This is a genomic window from Herbaspirillum sp. GW821-FHT09A12, from assembly GCF_059418325.1.
Genome location: NZ_JBWKPR010000001.1, coordinates 1,028,436 through 1,048,046, shown reverse-complemented (window position 1 = coordinate 1,048,046; position 19,611 = coordinate 1,028,436). Strand labels below are relative to the sequence as shown.

Below are 19,611 nucleotides of genomic sequence, written 5' to 3'. Positions count from 1 at the left end.
TCGCGCCGAACTGCCCCGAAAAGACCTGCCTGATTCCAGGCAACGGCGCCGCAAAAGAAGATGGGTCAGAGGCTGCCGGGCAGCACCGGGCCGGGCGGCGCATTGGCAGGAGCATAACTTGCCACGCCCATCTTTTCACGCGCCAGCTTCTCAAGCAAATCGTACAGCAGCGGCAACTCGGAGGACTTGTCGAAGAAATGCCCCACGCCGCATTGCTGGCCCGCACGGCGGTAAGTCGGGCTGACATGGTTGCTGAACACCACCTTGACCTCGTTCTGGCGCCGGGCGTCGCACCGCGCGAGCGATTGCAGCAGGCTCATGCCATTGCCTTGCTTCAGCTGGATATCCAGGATCAATACGTCATAGCTGTTGTGCTGGAGGTGCAGCAGCGCATCGGCCTCGCTCTCGGCATATCCGACCAGGCTGACGCCGGCGATTTCGGCCAGGCTTTCCACGATCAGCTCACGCACATCCTCCGAATCCTCCACCAGGAAGATCCGCAAGGGCGCGTCGCCAGCGCTGCGCTCCGCCCAGGAATTGAGGATGTCGTTCATGATCTGCACTATTCTCTTTCGATGCCGCCCGCGTCTCCGGAAACGCCGCCTTGCCCACCGGCCGATGGCCGGATGGCGGCATGCTCAATCGATCAGGTTGTTCTTGATCGCGTAATAAATGATGTCCGCGTTGTTGGTCATGCTCATCTTCTGCAGCACGCGTGAACGGTAAGTGCTGACGGTCTTGACCGAGAGGCACAGTTCATCGGCGATCTGGGTCACGCCCTGGCCCTGCCCAAGCTTGTAGAAAATCTCGTACTCGCGCTGGGAAAGCGTCTCGTGCAGCGGCTTTTCCGAATCCACCGGCTCGCTGGTCAGGAGTTCGGCCACGCCGTAGCTGATGTATTTATGGCCGCGCAGGATGGTGTTGATGGCATTGACCAGCTCCGTGGCCAGCGCCTCCTTCTGCACATAGCCGCTGGCGCCGCTGCGCAGCACCTGCACCGCGTAGCGGCTCTCGGGATGCATGCTCAGCATCAGCACCGGCAAGTCGGGCTTTTCGCGCTTGATCTGCTTCAACACTTCCACCCCGCTTTTATCCGGCATGGCGATATCCAGCAGCACGATATCCCAGTCCTGGGTGCGCACCAGGCGGATCGCTTCTTCGGCGGTACTGGCCTCGCCGCCGACCTCCATGGCCGGAATTTCGGAGATGAAGTGCTGTACACCTGCCCGCACGACCGCGTGGTCATCGACTACAAGTATTTTTGTCATGGTAATTTGAGCGGTGATAATGATGCCGCGGCATGGCTTGCGCTGCTTGCGGATGGCTTCCTGCCGGCCCGGCCAGGCCATACATCGCGGTCATGGCGCCGGCGCCGGCCCGCTTGCGCAATATCCATCCGGCCGCCGCCGAACCGATCTTGAAATGCCTTGGCGTAATGGCCTTTAACTATACCTTACAGCCCATTGGCTGTCTGCTTCCGGAGCGCGCCGGCCGCCGCCAATGCGCTCTGGAAGCAAACAAGCGCAAACCGGCCCAGGGCCGGCTGCGCTCGCCGTCCATGCAGGACTGCTCGAAGGCTTACTGTTTCAACCGCAAGTCATTGCGCACCGATACGACGCCCTTGACGCCACGGGCCAGCTCGGTGGCACGGGTGGCGGAGGTCGCGCTGGAGACGAAACCGGACAGCTGCACCACTCCCTTGTAAGTTTCGACATTGATTTCCGACGAACTCAGGTTGGGCTCATTGAAGATCGCCGCCTTGACCTTGGTCGTGATGACGGCATCGTCGACATATTCGCCGCTGCCTTCCTGGCCCGGGCCGGAAGCGCAACCCACCAGCGACACCATCAACAGCGCCAGGAAGAAGCCCGCGAAACGTTTGGTGAGGGATATTTTGTTCAACGTCATCAATTGCTCTCCTAAAGAAAAAATCGGCAACATGCCGGCCGCGCTCCGGTCGTTCCGGATTCCTCATTGGCCGCGCCGCCGTTCGTTCACATCAGATACTGCAGAACGATCAGCATCAGCACCGGCACGCCCAAAAGCCATCCAAGCACGAGCTTGTCCATGACTGTCTCCTTTGGTGTTCCTTTGTTGTTCTTTTCACCGCGCCGGATTGCCTGCCGCGTTTCATCTTCGGCCATGCTTTCCGGCTTCTGCCATCCTCCGCTTGCCTGCGGCGCGCGATCCGATTCCGCCAAGATACGCGCCGCCCACCGCAGCTTCTATAGGCCCCAAGCCGATTGGCCTGTAGGACAAACGACCTCAATGCCCGGCGGGCGCCGGACCGGCCATTGGCGCAGCCGCATTCACAGCGGCGCGCGCTGGTGACGCAATGAACGCTTGATCAGGTCCTGCGCCTCGCCCACCGCATGCATGATCTTGCCGTCGGTCTGGCGCTGCAAGGCAGCTTGCTGCCATGCGGCATTGCCCGTCATCGAAGCGAGCCGTTCCTGGACTTTGCCCAGGACGAACTGGAAATGGCCGGTGATCGTCTTCTTGTTCATGGATGCGCCTCCAAAAGTAAGGTTGGGTCAGCATTGCAATGTGAGGAAAATGTTAACAATCGATCACGGCCGCGCTCTATAGGACGCTCCCCGATTGTCTTGTAGGACAACGCGAAAAACCGCCACAGGATTGGGTTCCAGCGCTTTGCCCCCATTGCCCGGCACAGGCGGCGGACGGGAAAGCCTTGATTCCTACGCCGGCTTGCGTCGCCGTCCGATGGCGGGCGCGCATGACGGCGCCTAGGATGGCGGCACTGGGCATCGGAACCAGTGTCGGCCCAGCGAACCATCTGTTGCCGCCCCGGCAATCGCCGGAGCAAGCAGACACAAGGAGGCCATCATGACCAACGACCATCTGATTTCCGCATTGAACGACCTGATCCAGATCTCCAAGGATGGCGAGAAGGGATTCCGCACCTGCGTGGAGCAGGCAGAACAACGCGATGCGCGCTACCAGGAAATGTTCATGGCGCGCGCCGCCGAATACGCGCAGGCCGTGCTGGAACTGCAAGACCTGGTGCATCGCCTGGGCGGGGAACCGGCCAACCACAGCACCTTCGGCGGCACCCTGCATCGGCAATGGGTGGCCCTGAAGACGGCTGTCATGGACCGTGACGATGAGGCCATCCTCGGCGAATGCGAACGCGGCGAGGATGCCGCCATCCATGCGTATCGGCAGGCCTTGCGCCTGGACCTGCCCAACGATGTGCGCCTGATCGTGGAGCGCCAGTACCAGGGTGTACTGGCCAATCACGACAAGGTGCGCGGCCTGCGCAACCAGGTACGGGCGCGAAACGCGGCGTGATTCCGTCGCCGCCCCTGGTCGGAGTCCCTGAGTCGATAGACGAAAAAAAGCGCAGCCTGCGGGCTGCGCTTTTTACATCAACGGCGTCAAGCCGCAAGCATCACTTGCGGTCGCGCAAGAAACGCACGCGGTCGGCCAGTGCCGTCACCATGGTCTTGAGGAATTCGCGGGTAGGTTCGTGGGTCAGCTTGCCGTCGGCGTTGAAACGCTCGGCGGCAGTGCCGATCATGACCTCCGGCTTGTTGATGAATTGCAAGTCGAGAAAGACGCCGATCTGGCGCAGATGATACTGGGCGCGTGCGGTGCCGATCACGCCCGGGCTGGCGCCCATGATGGCGGCCGGCTTGCCGGCGAAGGGCTGCTGCGGCGGGCGCGATGCCCAGTCGATGGCATTTTTGAGCACGCCCGGCACCGAGTAGTTGTACTCGGGGGTGGAAAAGATGAGCGCATCGGCCTGCTCGATCTGCTTGCGAAAACGCTCCACGGCGCTCGGCCAGCCCTGCTCGCGCACATCGTCGTTATACAGCGGGATATCCGAGATATCGGCTTCGGTCAGCGACACACCCGGCGGCAGCAGTTCCTGCAGCGCCCGCAGGGCGGCGGTGTTATAGGACCTGGCGCGCAGGCTGCCGGAAATGCCGAGGATCTTGACGTCTGTCTGGCTCATGCTGTTCTCCTTGCGGGTGGAATAAACGGTGAACGGCCATCCTAACAGCAAGTACCTGCGATGCGCATCAACGCCGCTGCATCCGCCATTGCGATTCAGGCGCGCATAAAAAACGCCGCATGCGTGACACATGCGGCGTCATGGTTCTGCAGTTCGTGATGGGCGTGCTGTCTCAGCCCTCGCCCAGATACGCCGCCTTGACCCGCGGATCGTTCAACATCTCGCCGGCATTGCCCTCCATGGTGATCAGCCCCGACTCCATCACATAGCCCCGGTGCGCCGCCTCCAAGGCCAGCTTGGCGTTCTGCTCCACCAGCAGGATCGTGATCCCCTGCGCCGATACATTGCGGATCACCTCAAAGATCTTCTCCACCATGATCGGCGACAGACCCATCGACGGCTCATCCAGCAGCAGCAGCGTCGGGTGGCTCATCAGCGCGCGCGCCATGGCCAGCATCTGCTGCTCCCCGCCCGACAAGGTCCCCGCCATCTGCCCCGCCCGTTCCTTCAGGCGCGGGAAGACCGCGAACCACTTGTCGATGTCGGCCGCGATCTGGCCCTTGTCGTTGCTGGTGTAGGCCCCCATCAACAGGTTTTCCTGGATGCTCATGCGGGTAAATACCCCGCGCCCCTCCGGCACCATCGCCAGCTTGTCCTTGACCAGCTCGAAGGATTTCTTGCCCTTCAGGGCCGTGCCCAGGTATTCGATATGGCCCTCCACCTTGCTGGCCGGCAAGGTCCCCGTGATCGCCTTCAGGGTCGTGGTCTTGCCCGCGCCATTGGCCCCGATCAGCGTCACCAGTTCGCCTTCGTTGACTTCCAGGCTGATGCCCTTGACCGCCTGGATGCCGCCATAGGCCACGCTCAGTTGTTCGACTTTCAGAATATTCGTCATCGCTTTTCAGTCTTCAATAATGTTCTGACTACGTTGCGGCATGTCGTGAGCGCCGTAGCGAGCGGCCGCAGGCGTGCAGGAGAAGCGCAGCCGTACGTGAGGTACGGCGAGCATCGCAGTGCGCGTCTGCGGCCGCGCAGTAGGCGAACGCGACATGCAATTTAATGGCCGGCCCCTAAGTATGCTTCGATCACGGCCGGGTTCTTCTGCACCTCCGCCGGCACGCCCTCGGCAATCGGCTTGCCGTAGTCCAGCACCGTGATGCGGTCGCACAGCCCCATCATCAGTTTGACGTCGTGTTCGATCAGCAGGATGGTCTTGCCTTCCTTCTGGATCTTGACCAGCAGTTCCCGCAGGCCCAGCTTCTCGGTGGCGTTCATCCCCGCCGCCGGTTCGTCCAGCGCCAGCAGTTGCGGTTCGGTGGCCAGCGCACGGGCGATCTCCAGCCGTCGCTGGTCGCCGTACGACAGGTGCCGCGCCGTCCGCTTGGCGAATTGGCCGATGCCCACGAAGTCCAGCAGTTGCTGCGACTTCTCGCGGATCTGCGCTTCTTCCTCGCGCGCGGCCTTGTGGCGGAACACCGCGCCGAAGACGTTCTGTTTGGTGCGCACGTGGCAGCCCACCATCACGTTCTCCAGCACCGTCATGTCGCCGAACAGGCGGATGTTCTGGAAGGTGCGGGCAATGCCGGCCTTGGCCACCTCATGCGGCGCGCTCGGGCTATACGGCTTGCCGTCCAGCTCGAAGCTGCCGGTGTCGGGCTGGTACAGCCCGGTGATCACATTGAAGAAAGTGGTTTTACCGGCGCCGTTGGGGCCGATCAGGCCGTAGATCTGGCCGCGCTCGATGCGGATGCCCACCCCATTTAACGCTTGCAGGCCGCCGAAGCGCTTGCTCACGTCGCTGATCTTGAGCAGTGTCTGTGTCATGGTCGTTCTCCTGCTTTCTGCTTAGGCTTTGACTTCGCCGGTGGCGGCGCCGCTGTGGGGGTGGTCCGCTTCCGGGCGGTCTTCATGGCGCGGCGACGGCCACAGGCCGGCCGGGCGGGTCAGCATGATCACCACCATGGCCAGGCCGTACAGCAGCTGGCGCAGCACTTCGGCGTCGATCCAGACCTTGCCGAACAGGCTCATCTGTAGCGGTTCGACCACATGGCGCAGCACTTCCGGCAGCGCCGCCAGGATCACGCCGCCCAGCACCACCCCGGGAATGTGGCCGATGCCGCCCAAGACCACCATGGCCAGCACCGCAATCGATTCGGTCAGCGAGAACGATTCCGGCGACACAAAGCCCTGGAAGGAGGCGAACATGGCCCCGGCCACGCCGCCGAAGGAGGCGCCCATGGCAAACGCCAGCAGCTTGACGTTGCGGGTGTTGATGCCCATCGCCTTGGCGGCGATCTCATCCTCGCGGATGGCGACCCAGGCCCGGCCCAGGCGCGAGTCCTGCAGCCGGATCGAGAAGAAGATCACGGCGATGCACAGCAGCAGGAACAGGAAGTAGTAGGCGTTCACCGAGGGCGTGCTCATGCCGAAGAGCTTGACCATCGAGCCCGAGCCCGGTTCGCCGGCCAGCGACACGCCGAACACCCGGATCGGGTCGATCAGGTTGATGCCTTGCGGGCCGTTGGTGATGTTGACCGGGGCATTGAGGTTGTTCATGAAGATGCGGATGATTTCGCCAAAGCCCAGCGTCACGATGGCCAGGTAGTCGCCGCGCAGCTTCAGGGTCGGCGCGCCCAGCAGCGCCCCGAAGATGGCCGCGATCAGGGCCGACAGCGGCACGATCACCCACAGCGACAGGTGGATGCCGTTCTGCACGATCTCCGGCCCGCACACCATGACCAGGAAGTTGCCCACCGCCGGGTAGGTGTTGACGAAGGACTCCAGCACCGCCGCGAACTGCGGCGAGGCCAGCAAACCCGCGGTATAGGCGCCGATCGCATAGAACGCGATATAACCCAGGTCCAGCAGGCCGGCGAAGCCCACCACCACGTTCAGGCCCAGCGCCAGCATGATGTACAGCAGCGCCATGTCCATGATGCGCACCCAGGAGTTGCCGAACTGCTGCGCGATGAAGGGAAACACGATCATCAGCGCCAGCAGCACCAGCAGGCTGGTCTTGGCTTGTGCCGGATTGCGCTTCATGTCGAAGGATAGGAGAGCCATGTTTGGTTCTTTCCAGTTTAAATAGGTTGATTCTCTTGAGTCGTTAGCCCATCCCAAATTGGCTCAGGTTCCGTCGCGAGCCCGCGTCAGCGGCTGACGACCGGAGCGCAGCCACCGCAGTGTGCTGCCGCACACGAGGATGGCGAGCACCGTACGGCAGTCGATCACGCGGGCGCAGTAGGAACATGAGCCAATTTTTAGGCGCGGTCTGCGACGCGTTCACCCATGATCCCCGAGGGGCGCAGGGTCAGCACGATGATCAGCACGATGAAGGCGAAGATGTCCTGGTAGTTGCTGCCCAGGAAGTCGCCCGTCAGGTCGCCGATATAGCCGGCGCCCAGGCTTTCGATCAAGCCCAGCAGGATCCCGCCCAGCATGGCGCCGTAGATGTTGCCGATGCCGCCCAGCACCGCCGCCGAGAAGGCCTTCAAACCCGGCACGAAGCCCATGGCGAATTGCGCCGTCGAGTAGTTGGCCGCCCACATCACCCCGGCAATGGCCGCCAGGGCCGCGCCGATGGCGAACGTGACCACGATCACCTTGTTGGAATCGACCCCCATCAACCCGGCAATGCGCGGGTTCTCGGCCGTGGCGCGCATGGCGCGGCCCATCTTGGTCTTCTCCACGATCAGCACCAGCCCCAGCATGGCCAGCACCGCCAGCGCCAGCAGCATGATCTGGGTGGGCGAGATCAGCGCGCCGGCGATATGCACCGGGTCCGACGGCATCACCTGCGGGAACGGCAAGGGACTGCGGCCCCACAGCATCATGGCGATGGTCTGCAGCAGGATCGACACGCCAATGGCGGTAATCAGCGGCGCCAGGCGCGGTGCATTGCGCAGCGGCCGGTACGCCACCCGCTCGATCACCAGGCTGACCACGATGCACACCGGGATCGCCCCGACAATGGCAATGACCAGTTGCACAATCCCCGGCAACTGCGGCGCATGCAGCTGCACCAACTTGAGCAGGGAGAGGCCCACCATCGCCCCCACCATCAGGATGTCCCCGTGCGCGAAGTTGATCAGGTTCAGCACCCCGTACACCATCGTGTAACCCAACGCGATCAGCGCATACATGCTCCCTAGCACCAAACCGTTGATGATCTGCTGGATGAATATGTCCATGAATAACTCTTCAATCTGAAATGACGAAAAACGCACATGCCGACGAGATTGTCGGCGCGTCGCGAAAGCATGCGGATGAGCAAAATCCGTTCCCGCTTGCCGGGTGGAATGCATGCGTCTTTGCACAAGGCAATGCTGCCTTCATAAAAACGCCGGCATCGGCCACTGCGCAGGGCATTGAATTCTGTGTGCGGGAAATATGGCGAGAGGGTCAGCCGCTGCCGCTGCGAATGCGCGAGCGTTGACTCTGCCTGGAATGCCGGATGTGCCAGATGTGCCGGCATATGCCGGCGGGCATATGGATATGCATGGTGGGTCTCTCCCTTGTCTCCTGTTTGCGCCATTGTTTGGCGTCGTACCCGGCCTGTTGGGCGGGCCTTGCGCGGGCCTGCCTGTTGGGTGGCCCGTCGATATTGGTGCGGAATTATACGCAGAAGCTGCGCACAATCCAGTCAAAAACCGATGCTGTTACATAAGAAATTGCGGTAAGACCAGTAAACTCCATCACTTTGATGCGGAAAATATCGCCAAAATGAAAAAGGCTTGCATCAGCAAGCCTTTTCCCGGTTCTTTCATTGCCGCGCCGCTCAGGCGCTTTCCGCCGCAGGCGTCTTGCGCGCGTTCAGCCCCTTGGGCAGCGGGAAGGTGACGTTTTCCTCGATGCCTTCCAGCACGCGCACGCTGCGCGCGCCAATCTCCTTGATACGCTCGATCACGGCCCGCACCAGCACCTCGGGCGCCGAGGCCCCGGCCGTCACGCCGATGCGCAACTTGCCTTCGACCCACTCGGGCCGGATCAGCGCGGCGTCATCGACCATGAAGGCAGGCACGCCCTTCTTCTCGGCCAGCTCGCGCAGGCGATTGGAGTTGGAGCTGTTGGGGCTGCCGACCACGATCACCACATCGACCTGGGGCGCCATGAATTTCACGGCCTCCTGACGGTTGGTGGTGGCGTAGCAGATGTCGCCCTTCTTGGGTTCGGTGATCGCCGGGAAACGCTCGCGCAGCGCCGCGATGATGTCGGCGGTGTCGTCCACCGACAGCGTGGTCTGCGAGACGTAGGCCAGCAGTTCCGGGTCGGCCACCTGCAGGCGCGCCACGTCTTCCACGGTTTCCACCAGGTGCATGCCGGCTTCTGTCTGGCCCATGGTGCCTTCCACCTCGGGGTGGCCGGCGTGGCCGATCATGATGATCTCGCGGCCTTCGCGCCGCATCTTGGCCACTTCCATGTGGACCTTGGTGACCAGCGGGCAAGTCGCGTCGAACACGGCCAGCCCGCGCTCGGCGGCTTCGGCCTGAACCACCTTGGGCACGCCGTGGGCGGAGAAGATCACGGTGCTGCCGGCCGGGACATCGGCCAGCTCTTCGATGAATACCGCGCCCTTGGCGCGCAGGTCGGCCACCACATAGGCGTTGTGGACGATCTCGTGGCGCACGTAGATGGGCGCGCCGAACTGCTGCAGCGCGCGTTCGACGATTTCGATCGCGCGGTCGACGCCGGCGCAAAAACCGCGGGGCTGGGCGAGCAGGATTTCGGATTCCGCTTTATCCATGGTGGCTTCCTTGATTCAAAACTTGTCTACTGCGATGTAGCCGATGTTGGCTCAGCTTACAGAACTCCAATGATTTTCACTTCAAACTTCAGCGTTTGGCCGGCCAGCGGATGATTGAAATCGAAGATGGCCCCATCATCGTCGATCGCGCGCAGGATGCCGGCAAAACGGCCGCCGCCGGGCGCGGCGAAATCGACCAGGTCGCCGATGCGGTAATCCTCGTCCATCGCCGAGTTTTCATCCAGCGTGGCGCGCGAGATGCGCTGGACCAATTCATCGCTGCGCTCGCCGAAGGCTTGCTCGGGCGCCAACTCGAAAGTCCGGTGCGCGCCTTCCGGCAGGCCCAGCAGGCAGGCTTCCAGGAATGGCGCCAATTGCCCCTGGCCGAACTGCAGCGTCGCCGGATTCTCATTGAAGGTGCTGACGATATCTTCGCCATCCAGCGAAGCCAGGCGGTAATGCAGGGTGAGGTAGGCGTTGTCGGTGACGACCGGGACAGATGGGCTGGACATGAAAGGAAATCAGAGATGCATAAGAACCCGTTATTGTAAGCCACGTTTGCTTCCAGCGCCGCCGAGCAAAGCGCGTGGCGCCGCCCCTGTCCCCTGTTTTTTTGATGTCAAAGATGGCAATAACTGATTGGCCCGAAGACCAGCGGCCGCGAGAACGGCTGATCCGCCAGGGTGCGGCCGCCCTGTCGGACGCGGAATTGCTGGCGGTATTCCTGCGCGTGGGCGTGGCCGGCAAAAGCGCCGTCGACCTGGCGCGCGAGATGCTCCAATGTTTCGGCTCGCTGGATGCGCTGTTTGGCGCCGGGCTGAAGGACTTTTCCCGGATCAACGGCCTGGGCCCGGCCAAGTATGCCCAGTTGCAGGCGGTCATGGAACTCGCCAAGCGGGCGCTGGGCGAGGAACTGGAGGATGGCGCCCTGCTGAACTCGACCCAGGCGGTGGGCCAGTATCTGCGGCTCCTGTTCAAGAACAAGGCCCACGAATCCTTCGTGGTGATGTTTGTCGACATCCGCAACCGCCTGATCGCGGTGGAAGAACTGTTTCGCGGCACGCTGAGCCAGGCCAGCGTCTACCCGCGCGAAGTGGTGAAAGCGGCGCTTGGGCACAACGCCGCTTCGGTGATCCTGGCGCACAACCATCCTTCCGGCGATCCGGAGCCCAGCCAGGCCGACCTGGCGCTCACCCGGGCATTGAAAGACGCGCTGGCGCTGGTCGATGTGCGGGTGCTGGACCATTTCGTGGTGGCGGGGACACGCACCCATTCCTTTGCCGAACATGGGCAAATATGAATTTCCAGGCGCTTTTACCTTGCACAAACCCTTACCGATCAATGGGTTACGACTGAAGGCGATGCCCCTGTCGACTGCAGGCCAACATATTGTTAAATAAATTAATTCACAATAGACACAATTGTTTTCTGCAAGTCATTGAAAAATCAATGTTTTTTCCCTATACTCACGTTTTTCCCAAATTCGGAAATTTTTAAGGAGCATCAACATGGCACGTGTCTGCCAAGTCACCGGGAAGGGGCCGATGGTCGGCAACAACGTTTCCCATGCAAACAACAAGACTAAGCGTCGCTTCCTGCCCAACCTGCAGAACCGCCGCATTTTCGTCGAATCCGAAAACCGCTGGGTTTCCCTGCGTTTGTCCAACGCCGGCCTGCGCGTGATCGACAAGATCGGCATCGATGCCGTTCTGGCCGATCTGCGTGCTCGCGGCGAAAAAGTCTAACTAGCAGAGTAAAGGAAATCTATCATGGCGAAATCCGGCCGCGACAAAATCAAACTGGAGTCGACCGCAGGTACTGGTCACTTCTACACCACCACCAAGAACAAGCGTACTACGCCCGAAAAGATCTCGATCATGAAGTTCGATCCCAAGGCACGTAAGCACGTCGAGTACAAAGAGACCAAGATCAAGTAATTGATTCCTCTCTTGATGAAGAACCCCGCCAAGGCGGGGTTTTTTATTGCCTGTGAATTCTCATGCAACGTTGATACCGCATACCCCGCGGCATGCATATGCGGTGCAGACGGCATGCCGCTTTCACAATGGCCCGGCCCCTCCCCGCCACCCTCCCGGGCCGGACGGAAAGCAAAAAAACAAAACCCCGCGGACTTTCGTCGGCGGGGTTTTGTTGCGAGAGGCAGAAACCGTCAGGCTGGCCAGCCCCTCAACGTCACGTCAGGTCACGCGTAGCTGCGCAGGCGCAATGCGAAATCGCGCAGGGCCTTGATGCCGGATGCTTCGGCACGGGCACACCAGTCCTGCAATTGCTGCAGCAGTTGCTCGCGGGTCGAGTGCGAACGCTCCCAGATCGCGCCCAGTTCGATGCGCATTTCATGCATCGTCTTCAGCGCCTTGCTGTGCGTGAACAACTCGGACAGCTGTTGCTTCTGGCCGTCTTCCAGCTTGGCCGGCTCACGCTGCAGCAGCTTCTTGGAAGACTTCAGGAAGCGCGATTCCAGCTTGGCCTTTTCGATCAGGTGGTCCAGCTCGTCCTTCCAGGCATGCTTGAGCGAGCTGGCGTACTTGGCGGTGACATCGTAACGGTTGGCGATGACCGATTGCAGCGTGTCGAGGTCGACCGCAGCCTTCTTGCTGTCGAACTTGGGCACCGGGGCCACTTTCTTCACCTTGGCCAAGCCAAAGGTTTCGAGGATGCGGATATACATCCAGCCGACGTCGAACTCATACCACTTGGACGAGAACTTGGCCGAGGTGCCGAAGGTGTGGTGGTTGTTGTGCATTTCTTCGCCGCCGATGATGATGCCGATCGGAAACAGGTTGGTCGCGGCGTCGTTGCAGTCGTAATTGCGGTAGCCCCAGTAGTGGCCGATGCCGTTGACCACGCCGGCGGCCCAGAACGGGATCCATGCCATCTGGACCGCCCAGACGGCCAGGCCGATGGCGCCGAACAGCAGCACGTCGATGATCAGCATGATGCCCACGCCTTGCCAGCCGTACTTGCTGTAGATGTTGTGCTCGATCCAGTCGTCGGGCGTGCCGTGACCGAATTTCTCCATGGTCTCGGCATTCTTGGACTCGTTGCGGTAGAGCTCGGCGCCTTCCCACATCACCTTCTTGATGCCGCGGGTCTGCGGGCTGTGCGGATCCTCTTCGGTTTCGCACTTCGCATGGTGCTTGCGGTGGATGGCGGCCCATTCCTTGGTCACCATGCCGGTGGTCATCCACAGCCACAAACGGAAGAAGTGGCTGGGGATCGCGTGCAATTCGAGTGCGCGGTGCGCCTGGCAACGATGCAGGTAGAGAGTCACGCCCACAATCGTGATATGAGTCATCACCAATGTGTAAATGACAATCTGCCAACCGCTCGCGTGCAGCAAGCCGTTGGCAACAAAGTCGAGGATCGCATCTAAGGTCATCACTGCTCCAAATTAGAAACTGCTATCGGATAACGAACTTGTTCCGTGAAAATGTTTTTATTTTCTTTTAATTGCGCTGCATTGTACGCGAATTCTTCTCGTCTGGGCTATCAGGAGATTCCGGAACAACAGTGGCGGCGCTCTGGCGGAAACTGCGCTCGTCCATGATCCGGATGTCGCGCTTGGCGTGCGCAACCTCGATTCCATACTCCTTGAACGCCTTCCAGATGGCCCTGTTGACATCGGAAAGCACATTCAGCCGGCCGTTTTCGGGATCGGTGATCCAAAAACCCAGTTCCAGCTCCAGGCCGTCCGCCCCGATCTTGATCAGCAGGGCCTGCGGCGCGGTCTGTTGAGATACCCGCTGCACCCCAAGTGCGGCCTGCTCCATGATAGACAAGACGGTTTCCACATCGTCCTGGTACAAAATTGTAAGCTGTGTGGACAAACGTACAATGCGGTGGGTCAAGGAATAGTTCTGGACCGGATTGGCCATGAACATTTCGTTGGGCAACACCGATTCGATGCCGTCCAGCCCTTCCAGGATCGTATACCGGGTATTGATCTGGGTGACCTTGCCGAAATATTTATCCACGGCAACCATGTCGCCGATCACCATGCTGCGCTCCAGCAGGATCACGAAGCCCGATACGTAGCTGCTGGCGATCTTTTGCAAGCCCAGGCCGATCCCCACGCCCAGCGCGCCGCCGAACACCGACAGCACGGTCAGGTCGATGCCCACCAGCGACAGGCTGAGCAGGAACGCGATCAGGATCAGCACCGCCTTGGTCAGGCGCGCCACCACCGTGCGCAGCGAGGAATGCATGGTGCTGACCTTCATCAGCCGGTTTTCCAGCACCGCGCCGATCCACAGGGCAATAATCAGGGTCACCAGCACCGAAGCGCCGGCTTGCAAGATCGTCAACAGTGATGCCTTGTGGCGCCCCAGCGGCAATTCGGTGCGGTCGAGGTACTCGATAAAGTCCGGCCACAGCCCGGTGATGTACAGCAGCACGCAGATCCACACCAGCGTCGCGATGGCTTTTTCCGACAGGTGCAGCAAGGCGCCCACGGTGGCGTCCTTGACGAAGATGCTGCGCAACACATAGAACACGAAGCGCATCGCGACCTGGGCAATGGCCAGCGGAAACATGATTTCCCACAGCGATACCGGATGGCCGATGCGCTTGAGGCAGAAATAGGCGGCCGCCAGCAAGCCCAGCGCCAACAGCGGCGACAGCACGCGGGCAAAGCTCTTGACGCCGATCTGCATCATCCGCGACTGCTCGTCGCCGCGGTCCAGCCCGAGGATCTTGCGCAGCCAGCGCGACAGCGCGATCCCGCCCAGCACGCACAGCAGGATGACCGCCAATTGGCGCAACACGTCCAGCGGCTGGTAGTCGGTAAAAAGAGAAAGGAAGTGGTCGGTCATGGCTGGCCGGCTCGATCAGGAAAGGACAATATGAAATCTGGTCATCATCGGCATCACCGCACTCACGGCGCCGGCTTGGCATCCTGGCGGTGGCGCTCCCAGTTGGCGGCGTAACGCGCGGCCAGCGGCGGATTCTTGCCCAGCACCAGGATGTTCTCGGCGTTCTTGTGCTGCGCCGACCAGGTGAAATTGAAACTGCCGGTAATCACCGTCGCCGACGGCAAGGCGGCATCGATCACGATCACCTTGTTGTGGGCGTTGCGATAACGCGTCTCCAGCCAGACCGGCACGCCGGCGCTGCGCAATTGCTGCAGGCGCCCGGTGGAATTCTTGTCGAGCTGACCGCCATCCATCAGCACGCGCACGTCGACGCCGCGCTGGCGGGCCGCCACCAGCGCATCCGTGATGGGGCGGTTGGTCAACAGGTAAGCCTGCACCAGCACCTGCCGGCGCGCCTTGGCCAGTTGGCCGACGATCAGGCCTTCGATATCGTCCCACGGCGCGAAAGCGGCCTGTTGCGTGCCTTGCGCGGCCATGGCCGGCGCCGCCGCCTGCCTGGCCGAGGCGGACGAAGCCGCCAGCAGGCCGGCCAGCAACACCGGCGCCGCCTGCCGGCACAGGCGATGAAATGCCAGGATCAAGCGCGGCGCTCCAGCACGGCGGCGAAGAAGCCATCGGTCTGGTGCAGGTGCGGCAGCAGCTTCAGATAGTCGCCCATCTCCAGCACGACCTTCTGCTCGGCCAGCACCTCGCTCATGGGGCGCAGCATGAAATCGGGATGCGCTTGCAGGAACTCGGCGATCACCTCGTCATTCTCCTCTTCCAGGAAGCTGCAGGTGCCGTACACCAGGCGCCCGCCCGGACGCACCAGGCGCGCGGCGCTGGCCAGGATGCTGCTCTGCTTGGCGCGCATCTCGGCCAGGGTTTCCACGCTCTGGCGCCATTTCATGTCGGGATTGCGGCGCAGCGTGCCCAGGCCGCTGCAAGGCGCGTCGACCAGCACGCGGTCGATCTTGCCGGCCAGGCGCTTGACCTTGGCATCGTTCTCGTGGGCGATCACCACCGGATGCACATTGGACAGGCCGCTGCGCGCCAGGCGCGGCTTGAGCTTGGCCAGGCGCTTCTCGGACACGTCGAAGGCATACAGGCGGCCGGTATTGCGCATCAATGCGCCCAGCGCCAGCGTCTTGCCGCCGGCGCCGGCACAGAAGTCCACCACCATTTCGCCGCGCTTGGCGCCGACGATCTGGGCCAGCAACTGGCTGCCTTCATCCTGCACTTCGATCGCGCCATCCTTGAACAATGGCAGGTTCTGCAGCGCCGGTTTTTTCAGCACGCGCAGTCCCAGCGGCGAATACGGCGTGGGTTCGCAAGCCACCGGCGCCTTGGCCAGCTCTTCGATGACGCTATCGCGGTCGGCCTTGAGCGCGTTGACGCGCAAGTCCAGCGGCGCCGGACGGTTCATGGCATCGGCCATTTCCAGCGTGGCGGCTTCGCCCACGCGCGCCACCAGCTTGTCGTACAGCCAGGGCGGCAGGTTGCTGCGCATCTGCGGCGCCAGCTGGCTGAGGTCGATCTGCGCCACGCGCGCCAGCCATTCGCCCTCGCCTTCCTGCAAGCCGCCCAACGACTCGGCGCCGACGGCGTCGGCCAGGCCCAGCAGCGCCATGCGGCGCATCATCGGCCCCACGCCGGATTCGGCGAAGTTGGTCAGCACCGTCTTGTTGCGCAGCAGGCCATAGACCGCCTCGGCGATCACGCCGCGTTCGCGGCTGCCCAGCTTGGGGTGGTCGCGGAAATAGCGCGACAGCGTCACATCGGCCGGGCCGGTGAAGCGCAGCACCTCGCGCAGCAGTTCTTCGGTATGGGGAATGATCGCGGGAGGCAATCTCATGCTCGGTCCTTCAGATTCAAAAATGGGTAAGCTTGCAACGGCTCAGATTGCAATAACGGATGCGGCGCCGGCCGCGCCGACGGCGGCTGGGGCCAAACGCACGCGGGCGCCTTCCAGCAAAAGACGCCCTTCGACGAACCAGCGCACGGCGCGCGGGTAGATGACATGTTCCTGTTCCAGCACGCGCTCGGCCAACGCTTCTTCGCTGTCGCCTTCCAGCACCGGCACGCCGGCCTGGGCCACGATGGGGCCATGGTCCAGGTCGGGCGTGACGAAATGCACGGTCGCGCCATGCAGCTTCACCCCCGCGGCCAAGGCCTGGCGATGCGTCGCCAGGCCGGGGAAACTGGGCAGCAGCGACGGATGGATATTGAGCATGCGCCCCCTGTAATGCTCCACAAAAGGCGTGGTCAGGATGCGCATGAAACCGGCCAGCACCACCAGATCGGGCGCATAGGCGTCGATGCTGGCGCGCAAGGCGGTATCGAACTGGTCGCGCGTGGCGTAATCGCGGTTGGGAATGACCCCGGTCGGGATGCCGTGCGCCGCGGCAAACTCCAGGCCGCTGGCGTTGGCGCGGTTACTGATGACGGCGGAAATTCTGGCGGGCCACTGTTCGGCCTGGGCGGCGCGGACGATGGCTTCCATATTGCTGCCTCGTCCGGAAATCAGGATGACAATGCTTCTCATGGTGTGCGCATTGTACCCGTTGAGGCGTCCTGACCGCCGATTTTCGCGAGGCGGGGCGGCAGCCGTGGCGGAAATGATTTACCCGGATTTACTGGAAGGAATAAAAAACCCGGAACGCGATTTTCTTTTCGGCCCAGTAGTCGGCCGCGTCGCGGAAGACGTCGAGCAAGGTTTCACGGGCCTCCTTGTCGAACTTCTGGGTATTGGGGAGTTGTTCCAGCACCACGACAAAACCAGGCTGCTTGCCGGCCTTGTACGCCAGGTCGGTCAGGCAATCGGCCAGCGCATCGAAATTCTTGCCGAAGTGCCTGGGGAAGTGGAAGGCGCTGGCGATGGCCGTCAGCACCTGCTGCTTGGTGGTTGCCTCGGCGCAATAGGCATAGAGAAAGTGCTGCTCAAGACGAGCAGCCTCTTCCTGCAACTCGGTCACGCGGAAGGCGCGGATCGACTGCACTATATTTGGCGGCACCGTTTTAAACAAACTCATTGTCCCTTCCTATCCATGACGAGGTAGTGTGGTTGCATCCCTGGCCGGCGCTGCCTGCCCAACCTGCTTGTGTTACTTGATTGCTGCTTGATTGCTGCTTGATTGCTGCTCGAACCCGGATCAGTCGCGAATCCGGCGAAACGTCTTGTAGTGGTCGCTCGTGTAATAGTATTCGCCCGATGTTGCCGGATCGCCGCCGCTGATGATCCGGCGCGCCCCGCGGTTGCGCGCACGCGGGGTTTTTACGGTGAATTCGTGATAATACCCGCGCTTTTGCTTGGGTAAAACCCCCTCATAATTGCCGAAAACCACGCCATCCTTGGCGTACGGGAAGGGGCCGCCCTGGCGGATCAGCCCCATGGTCTGCTGGGCTTCGCGCGGCAGCTGGTCGAGCGTGACATCGGCGATGCCGCCCGGCTGCGGGCCGCGCGCCTGGACCGGCGCAGCCAGCGCCAGCGCGGCCAGGAGGACCAGCCAGCACTTCAGGAAAAAGGATGAGATGACTCGGGCTCGCATTTTAATGATTGCAATAATATTAATTTTCAGCAATACGACATCGTAGATTAACGTTTTGCTTTCGGCTAAGCAACCATGACATTCACGGTTTCCCAGTCCCGGGGCAAACCCGCGGCGCGGCATGCCCTCGCAATCCGGCCTCAGGCGTTCTTCTCACCGGCAGGTTAAATGGGACCATCCGGGTGGTCCGGCCCGAAGCTCAGGCTTGGAGCGCCCGCGCCGTTTCCGGTTCAAAAAAAGCCAGCACTTCATCGCGCTTGCCATAGGTATCGCTCTCGCCCAACGCAATCAGTTCGCGCGTGAAGCTTTGCTCGAACAAGAGATACGAGGCCAGCGCCGAGCCGCGCGCCTCGGTGGCGCCGATGCCGCCCAGCAAGGTGCGGATCGGCCTGGGCAAACTGTCCACATGGCGGCTGGCGATGCTGTCGATGCGCTGCGACGGCGAAATCACCAGTGTCTCGATCGGCTTCAACGGCGTGCGGGCGCACTGCTCGGGGGTGAGCACCGACAGCGTCTGGTTGACGCGGTTAGTGCGCTCGATATCGGCAGACAAACCGTCGAGGAAGATGCTCGACATCGCATGGCCGGCCACTTGCGCCAGGCTGGGATATTGCGGCGTGCTGGTGGGCGCATTTTCGCCCTCCTCGCCCATGCGCCCGGCGCCGATCACCAGCACTTTGGTGGCGCCCAGGTGGATGGCCGGCGAGATCGGCGCGATCTGGCGCATGGAACCGTCGCCGCAATATTCGCAGCGGCCGTTGATATAGACCGGAATGGCCGGGAAGATGAACGGAATGGCCGACGACGCCAGCAGATGGTCGATGCCGATCTGGTCGCGGATCGCCAGGCGCTGCGTGCGGCGCCACGGCTCGATCTCATCCATGCACTGGTAAAAAGTGATGTGCTGGCCGCTGGTGTAGGAAGACGCCGTCACCGCCAGCGCATGCAGCTTGCCCTCGGCCATCGCCTCATCCAGCCGCGGCAAGTCGAGCAGGCGGTGCAGCATGCTCACCAGGGGCGTATTGTCCAGCAGCGAGTTGGGCGGATGGGCGCGCCATTTGCGCAACAGCCAGCCGAAAGAGAACAGCGACAGCCAGCGCGCGCCCGAACGCAAGATCCCCAGCGAATCGGCGCGATAGACCTGCTCGACCTTGAAATTGGCCCAGACCGCCATCAGCTCGCGCACCGCTTCGCCGAAATCGTCGGCGCGGCAAGCCAGCGCGGTGGCATTGATGGCCCCCGCCGACGTGCCGCAGATAATGGAAAAGGGATTGCGGTGCACCGGCCAGCCGGACTCCAGCAAAATCAACGACAGGGCGTTGAGCACGCCCACTTGATAGGCCGCCCGCGCGCCCCCTCCGGTCAGGATCAGTCCTGTTTTATGCTCTATTGACTCCATGCCAACAGCTTAGCAGCAGCCCCCCGCCGGTGGCGAAAAATATTGAGATGCAACGCACAAATGGCGACTCA

At 62.0% G+C, this 19,611-nt stretch carries 25 protein-coding genes; 5 read left to right on the top strand and 20 right to left on the bottom strand.

What is annotated here, in order from left to right:
- Positions 1–65 precede the first annotated feature (65 nt).
- The 5 genes from AC07N6_RS04755 to AC07N6_RS04735 form a co-directional block, all read right to left on the bottom strand.
- Positions 66–554 carry a response regulator gene (locus AC07N6_RS04755; protein WP_494781163.1) on the bottom strand — a complete coding sequence of 163 codons (489 nt, stop codon included), beginning with the start codon at positions 552–554 and terminating at the stop codon, positions 66–68.
- A gap of 84 nt (positions 555–638) precedes the next feature.
- A complete protein-coding gene (locus tag AC07N6_RS04750; RefSeq protein ID WP_494781162.1) occupies positions 639–1,268 on the bottom strand; it encodes a response regulator in 630 nt (209 codons plus the stop codon).
- A gap of 310 nt (positions 1,269–1,578) precedes the next feature.
- Positions 1,579–1,908 (bottom strand): BON domain-containing protein, encoded by a 330-nt coding sequence (locus tag AC07N6_RS04745; protein WP_494781161.1) that lies wholly within the window; start codon positions 1,906–1,908, stop codon positions 1,579–1,581.
- An 86-nt stretch (positions 1,909–1,994) separates the two neighbouring features.
- The gene (locus tag AC07N6_RS04740) at positions 1,995–2,201 is read right to left on the bottom strand and encodes a hypothetical protein (RefSeq protein ID WP_494781160.1); all 207 of its coding nucleotides are present in this window, start codon (positions 2,199–2,201) and stop codon (positions 1,995–1,997) included.
- Between the two features lie 108 nt (positions 2,202–2,309).
- A complete protein-coding gene (locus AC07N6_RS04735) occupies positions 2,310–2,507 on the bottom strand; it encodes a CsbD family protein (RefSeq protein WP_494781159.1) in 198 nt (65 codons plus the stop codon).
- Between the two features lie 340 nt (positions 2,508–2,847).
- On the opposite strand from AC07N6_RS04735, the gene AC07N6_RS04730 reads away from it, so the two are divergent.
- Complete coding sequence (locus AC07N6_RS04730) at positions 2,848–3,312, top strand: PA2169 family four-helix-bundle protein (protein ID WP_494781158.1); 465 nt, start codon at positions 2,848–2,850, stop codon at positions 3,310–3,312.
- Between the two features lie 100 nt (positions 3,313–3,412).
- Here the strand turns inward: AC07N6_RS04730 and AC07N6_RS04725 are convergent, their stop codons facing one another.
- The 5 genes from AC07N6_RS04725 to AC07N6_RS04705 all read right to left on the bottom strand — a co-directional run bounded on the left by AC07N6_RS04725 (position 3,413) and on the right by AC07N6_RS04705 (position 8,169).
- A complete protein-coding gene (locus AC07N6_RS04725; RefSeq protein ID WP_494781157.1) occupies positions 3,413–3,979 on the bottom strand; it encodes an NADPH-dependent FMN reductase in 567 nt (188 codons plus the stop codon).
- Between the two features lie 172 nt (positions 3,980–4,151).
- Positions 4,152–4,874 carry an ABC transporter ATP-binding protein gene (locus AC07N6_RS04720; protein WP_494781156.1) on the bottom strand — a complete coding sequence of 241 codons (723 nt, stop codon included), beginning with the start codon at positions 4,872–4,874 and terminating at the stop codon, positions 4,152–4,154.
- A gap of 161 nt (positions 4,875–5,035) precedes the next feature.
- Complete coding sequence (locus AC07N6_RS04715) at positions 5,036–5,803, bottom strand: ABC transporter ATP-binding protein (protein WP_494781155.1); 768 nt, start codon at positions 5,801–5,803, stop codon at positions 5,036–5,038.
- Between the two features lie 21 nt (positions 5,804–5,824).
- Positions 5,825–7,042 carry an ABC transporter permease subunit gene (locus tag AC07N6_RS04710; RefSeq protein WP_494781154.1) on the bottom strand — a complete coding sequence of 406 codons (1,218 nt, stop codon included), beginning with the start codon at positions 7,040–7,042 and terminating at the stop codon, positions 5,825–5,827.
- 197 nt (positions 7,043–7,239) lie between these two features.
- Positions 7,240–8,169: a branched-chain amino acid ABC transporter permease gene (locus tag AC07N6_RS04705; RefSeq protein ID WP_141911306.1), complete on the bottom strand. Its 930-nt coding sequence runs from the start codon at positions 8,167–8,169 to the stop codon at positions 7,240–7,242.
- Positions 8,170–8,189: 20 nt separating this feature from the next.
- Here AC07N6_RS04705 and AC07N6_RS04700 point away from each other — a divergent pair, with 20 nt between their 5' ends.
- Positions 8,190–8,414 (top strand): hypothetical protein, encoded by a 225-nt coding sequence (locus AC07N6_RS04700; RefSeq protein WP_494781153.1) that lies wholly within the window; start codon positions 8,190–8,192, stop codon positions 8,412–8,414.
- 342 nt (positions 8,415–8,756) lie between these two features.
- On the opposite strand, the gene ispH is transcribed toward AC07N6_RS04700, so the two are convergent.
- Together ispH and AC07N6_RS04690 are read right to left on the bottom strand one after the other, a co-directional pair.
- Positions 8,757–9,722, bottom strand: coding sequence for a 4-hydroxy-3-methylbut-2-enyl diphosphate reductase (gene ispH, locus AC07N6_RS04695; protein WP_494781152.1), 966 nt, complete (start codon positions 9,720–9,722; stop codon positions 8,757–8,759).
- A gap of 56 nt (positions 9,723–9,778) precedes the next feature.
- Positions 9,779–10,234 (bottom strand): FKBP-type peptidyl-prolyl cis-trans isomerase, encoded by a 456-nt coding sequence (locus AC07N6_RS04690; RefSeq protein WP_494781151.1) that lies wholly within the window; start codon positions 10,232–10,234, stop codon positions 9,779–9,781.
- A gap of 113 nt (positions 10,235–10,347) precedes the next feature.
- On the opposite strand from AC07N6_RS04690, the gene radC reads away from it, so the two are divergent.
- The 3 genes from radC (at position 10,348) to rpmG (ending at position 11,659) form a co-directional block, all read left to right on the top strand.
- Complete coding sequence (gene radC, locus AC07N6_RS04685) at positions 10,348–11,022, top strand: RadC family protein (RefSeq protein ID WP_494781150.1); 675 nt, start codon at positions 10,348–10,350, stop codon at positions 11,020–11,022.
- 208 nt (positions 11,023–11,230) lie between these two features.
- Positions 11,231–11,467 (top strand): 50S ribosomal protein L28, encoded by a 237-nt coding sequence (gene rpmB, locus AC07N6_RS04680; protein ID WP_006463730.1) that lies wholly within the window; start codon positions 11,231–11,233, stop codon positions 11,465–11,467.
- A gap of 24 nt (positions 11,468–11,491) precedes the next feature.
- Complete coding sequence (gene rpmG, locus AC07N6_RS04675) at positions 11,492–11,659, top strand: 50S ribosomal protein L33 (protein WP_006463731.1); 168 nt, start codon at positions 11,492–11,494, stop codon at positions 11,657–11,659.
- Positions 11,660–11,925: 266 nt separating this feature from the next.
- Here the strand turns inward: rpmG and AC07N6_RS04670 are convergent, their stop codons facing one another.
- From AC07N6_RS04670 to AC07N6_RS04635, 8 genes are all read right to left on the bottom strand, one after another.
- A complete protein-coding gene (locus AC07N6_RS04670; RefSeq protein ID WP_494781149.1) occupies positions 11,926–13,122 on the bottom strand; it encodes a DesA family fatty acid desaturase in 1,197 nt (398 codons plus the stop codon).
- A gap of 67 nt (positions 13,123–13,189) precedes the next feature.
- Positions 13,190–14,554 (bottom strand): mechanosensitive ion channel family protein, encoded by a 1,365-nt coding sequence (locus tag AC07N6_RS04665; RefSeq protein ID WP_494781148.1) that lies wholly within the window; start codon positions 14,552–14,554, stop codon positions 13,190–13,192.
- Between the two features lie 62 nt (positions 14,555–14,616).
- A complete protein-coding gene (locus tag AC07N6_RS04660; RefSeq protein WP_494781147.1) occupies positions 14,617–15,195 on the bottom strand; it encodes a phospholipase D family nuclease in 579 nt (192 codons plus the stop codon).
- Complete coding sequence (locus tag AC07N6_RS04655) at positions 15,192–16,448, bottom strand: RsmB/NOP family class I SAM-dependent RNA methyltransferase (protein ID WP_494781146.1); 1,257 nt, start codon at positions 16,446–16,448, stop codon at positions 15,192–15,194. Before AC07N6_RS04655 ends, AC07N6_RS04660 begins: the two co-directional genes overlap by 4 nt.
- Before the next feature lie 42 nt (positions 16,449–16,490).
- A complete protein-coding gene (purN, locus tag AC07N6_RS04650; RefSeq protein WP_494781145.1) occupies positions 16,491–17,138 on the bottom strand; it encodes a phosphoribosylglycinamide formyltransferase in 648 nt (215 codons plus the stop codon).
- A gap of 88 nt (positions 17,139–17,226) precedes the next feature.
- Entirely contained in the window at positions 17,227–17,625 is a 399-nt protein-coding gene (locus tag AC07N6_RS04645) for a barstar family protein (protein WP_494781144.1), read from the bottom strand.
- Between the two features lie 120 nt (positions 17,626–17,745).
- Positions 17,746–18,141 carry a guanyl-specific ribonuclease gene (locus AC07N6_RS04640; protein ID WP_494781286.1) on the bottom strand — a complete coding sequence of 132 codons (396 nt, stop codon included), beginning with the start codon at positions 18,139–18,141 and terminating at the stop codon, positions 17,746–17,748.
- A gap of 199 nt (positions 18,142–18,340) precedes the next feature.
- Entirely contained in the window at positions 18,341–19,540 is a 1,200-nt protein-coding gene (locus tag AC07N6_RS04635; protein WP_494781143.1) for a patatin-like phospholipase family protein, read from the bottom strand.
- Positions 19,541–19,611 lie beyond the last annotated feature (71 nt).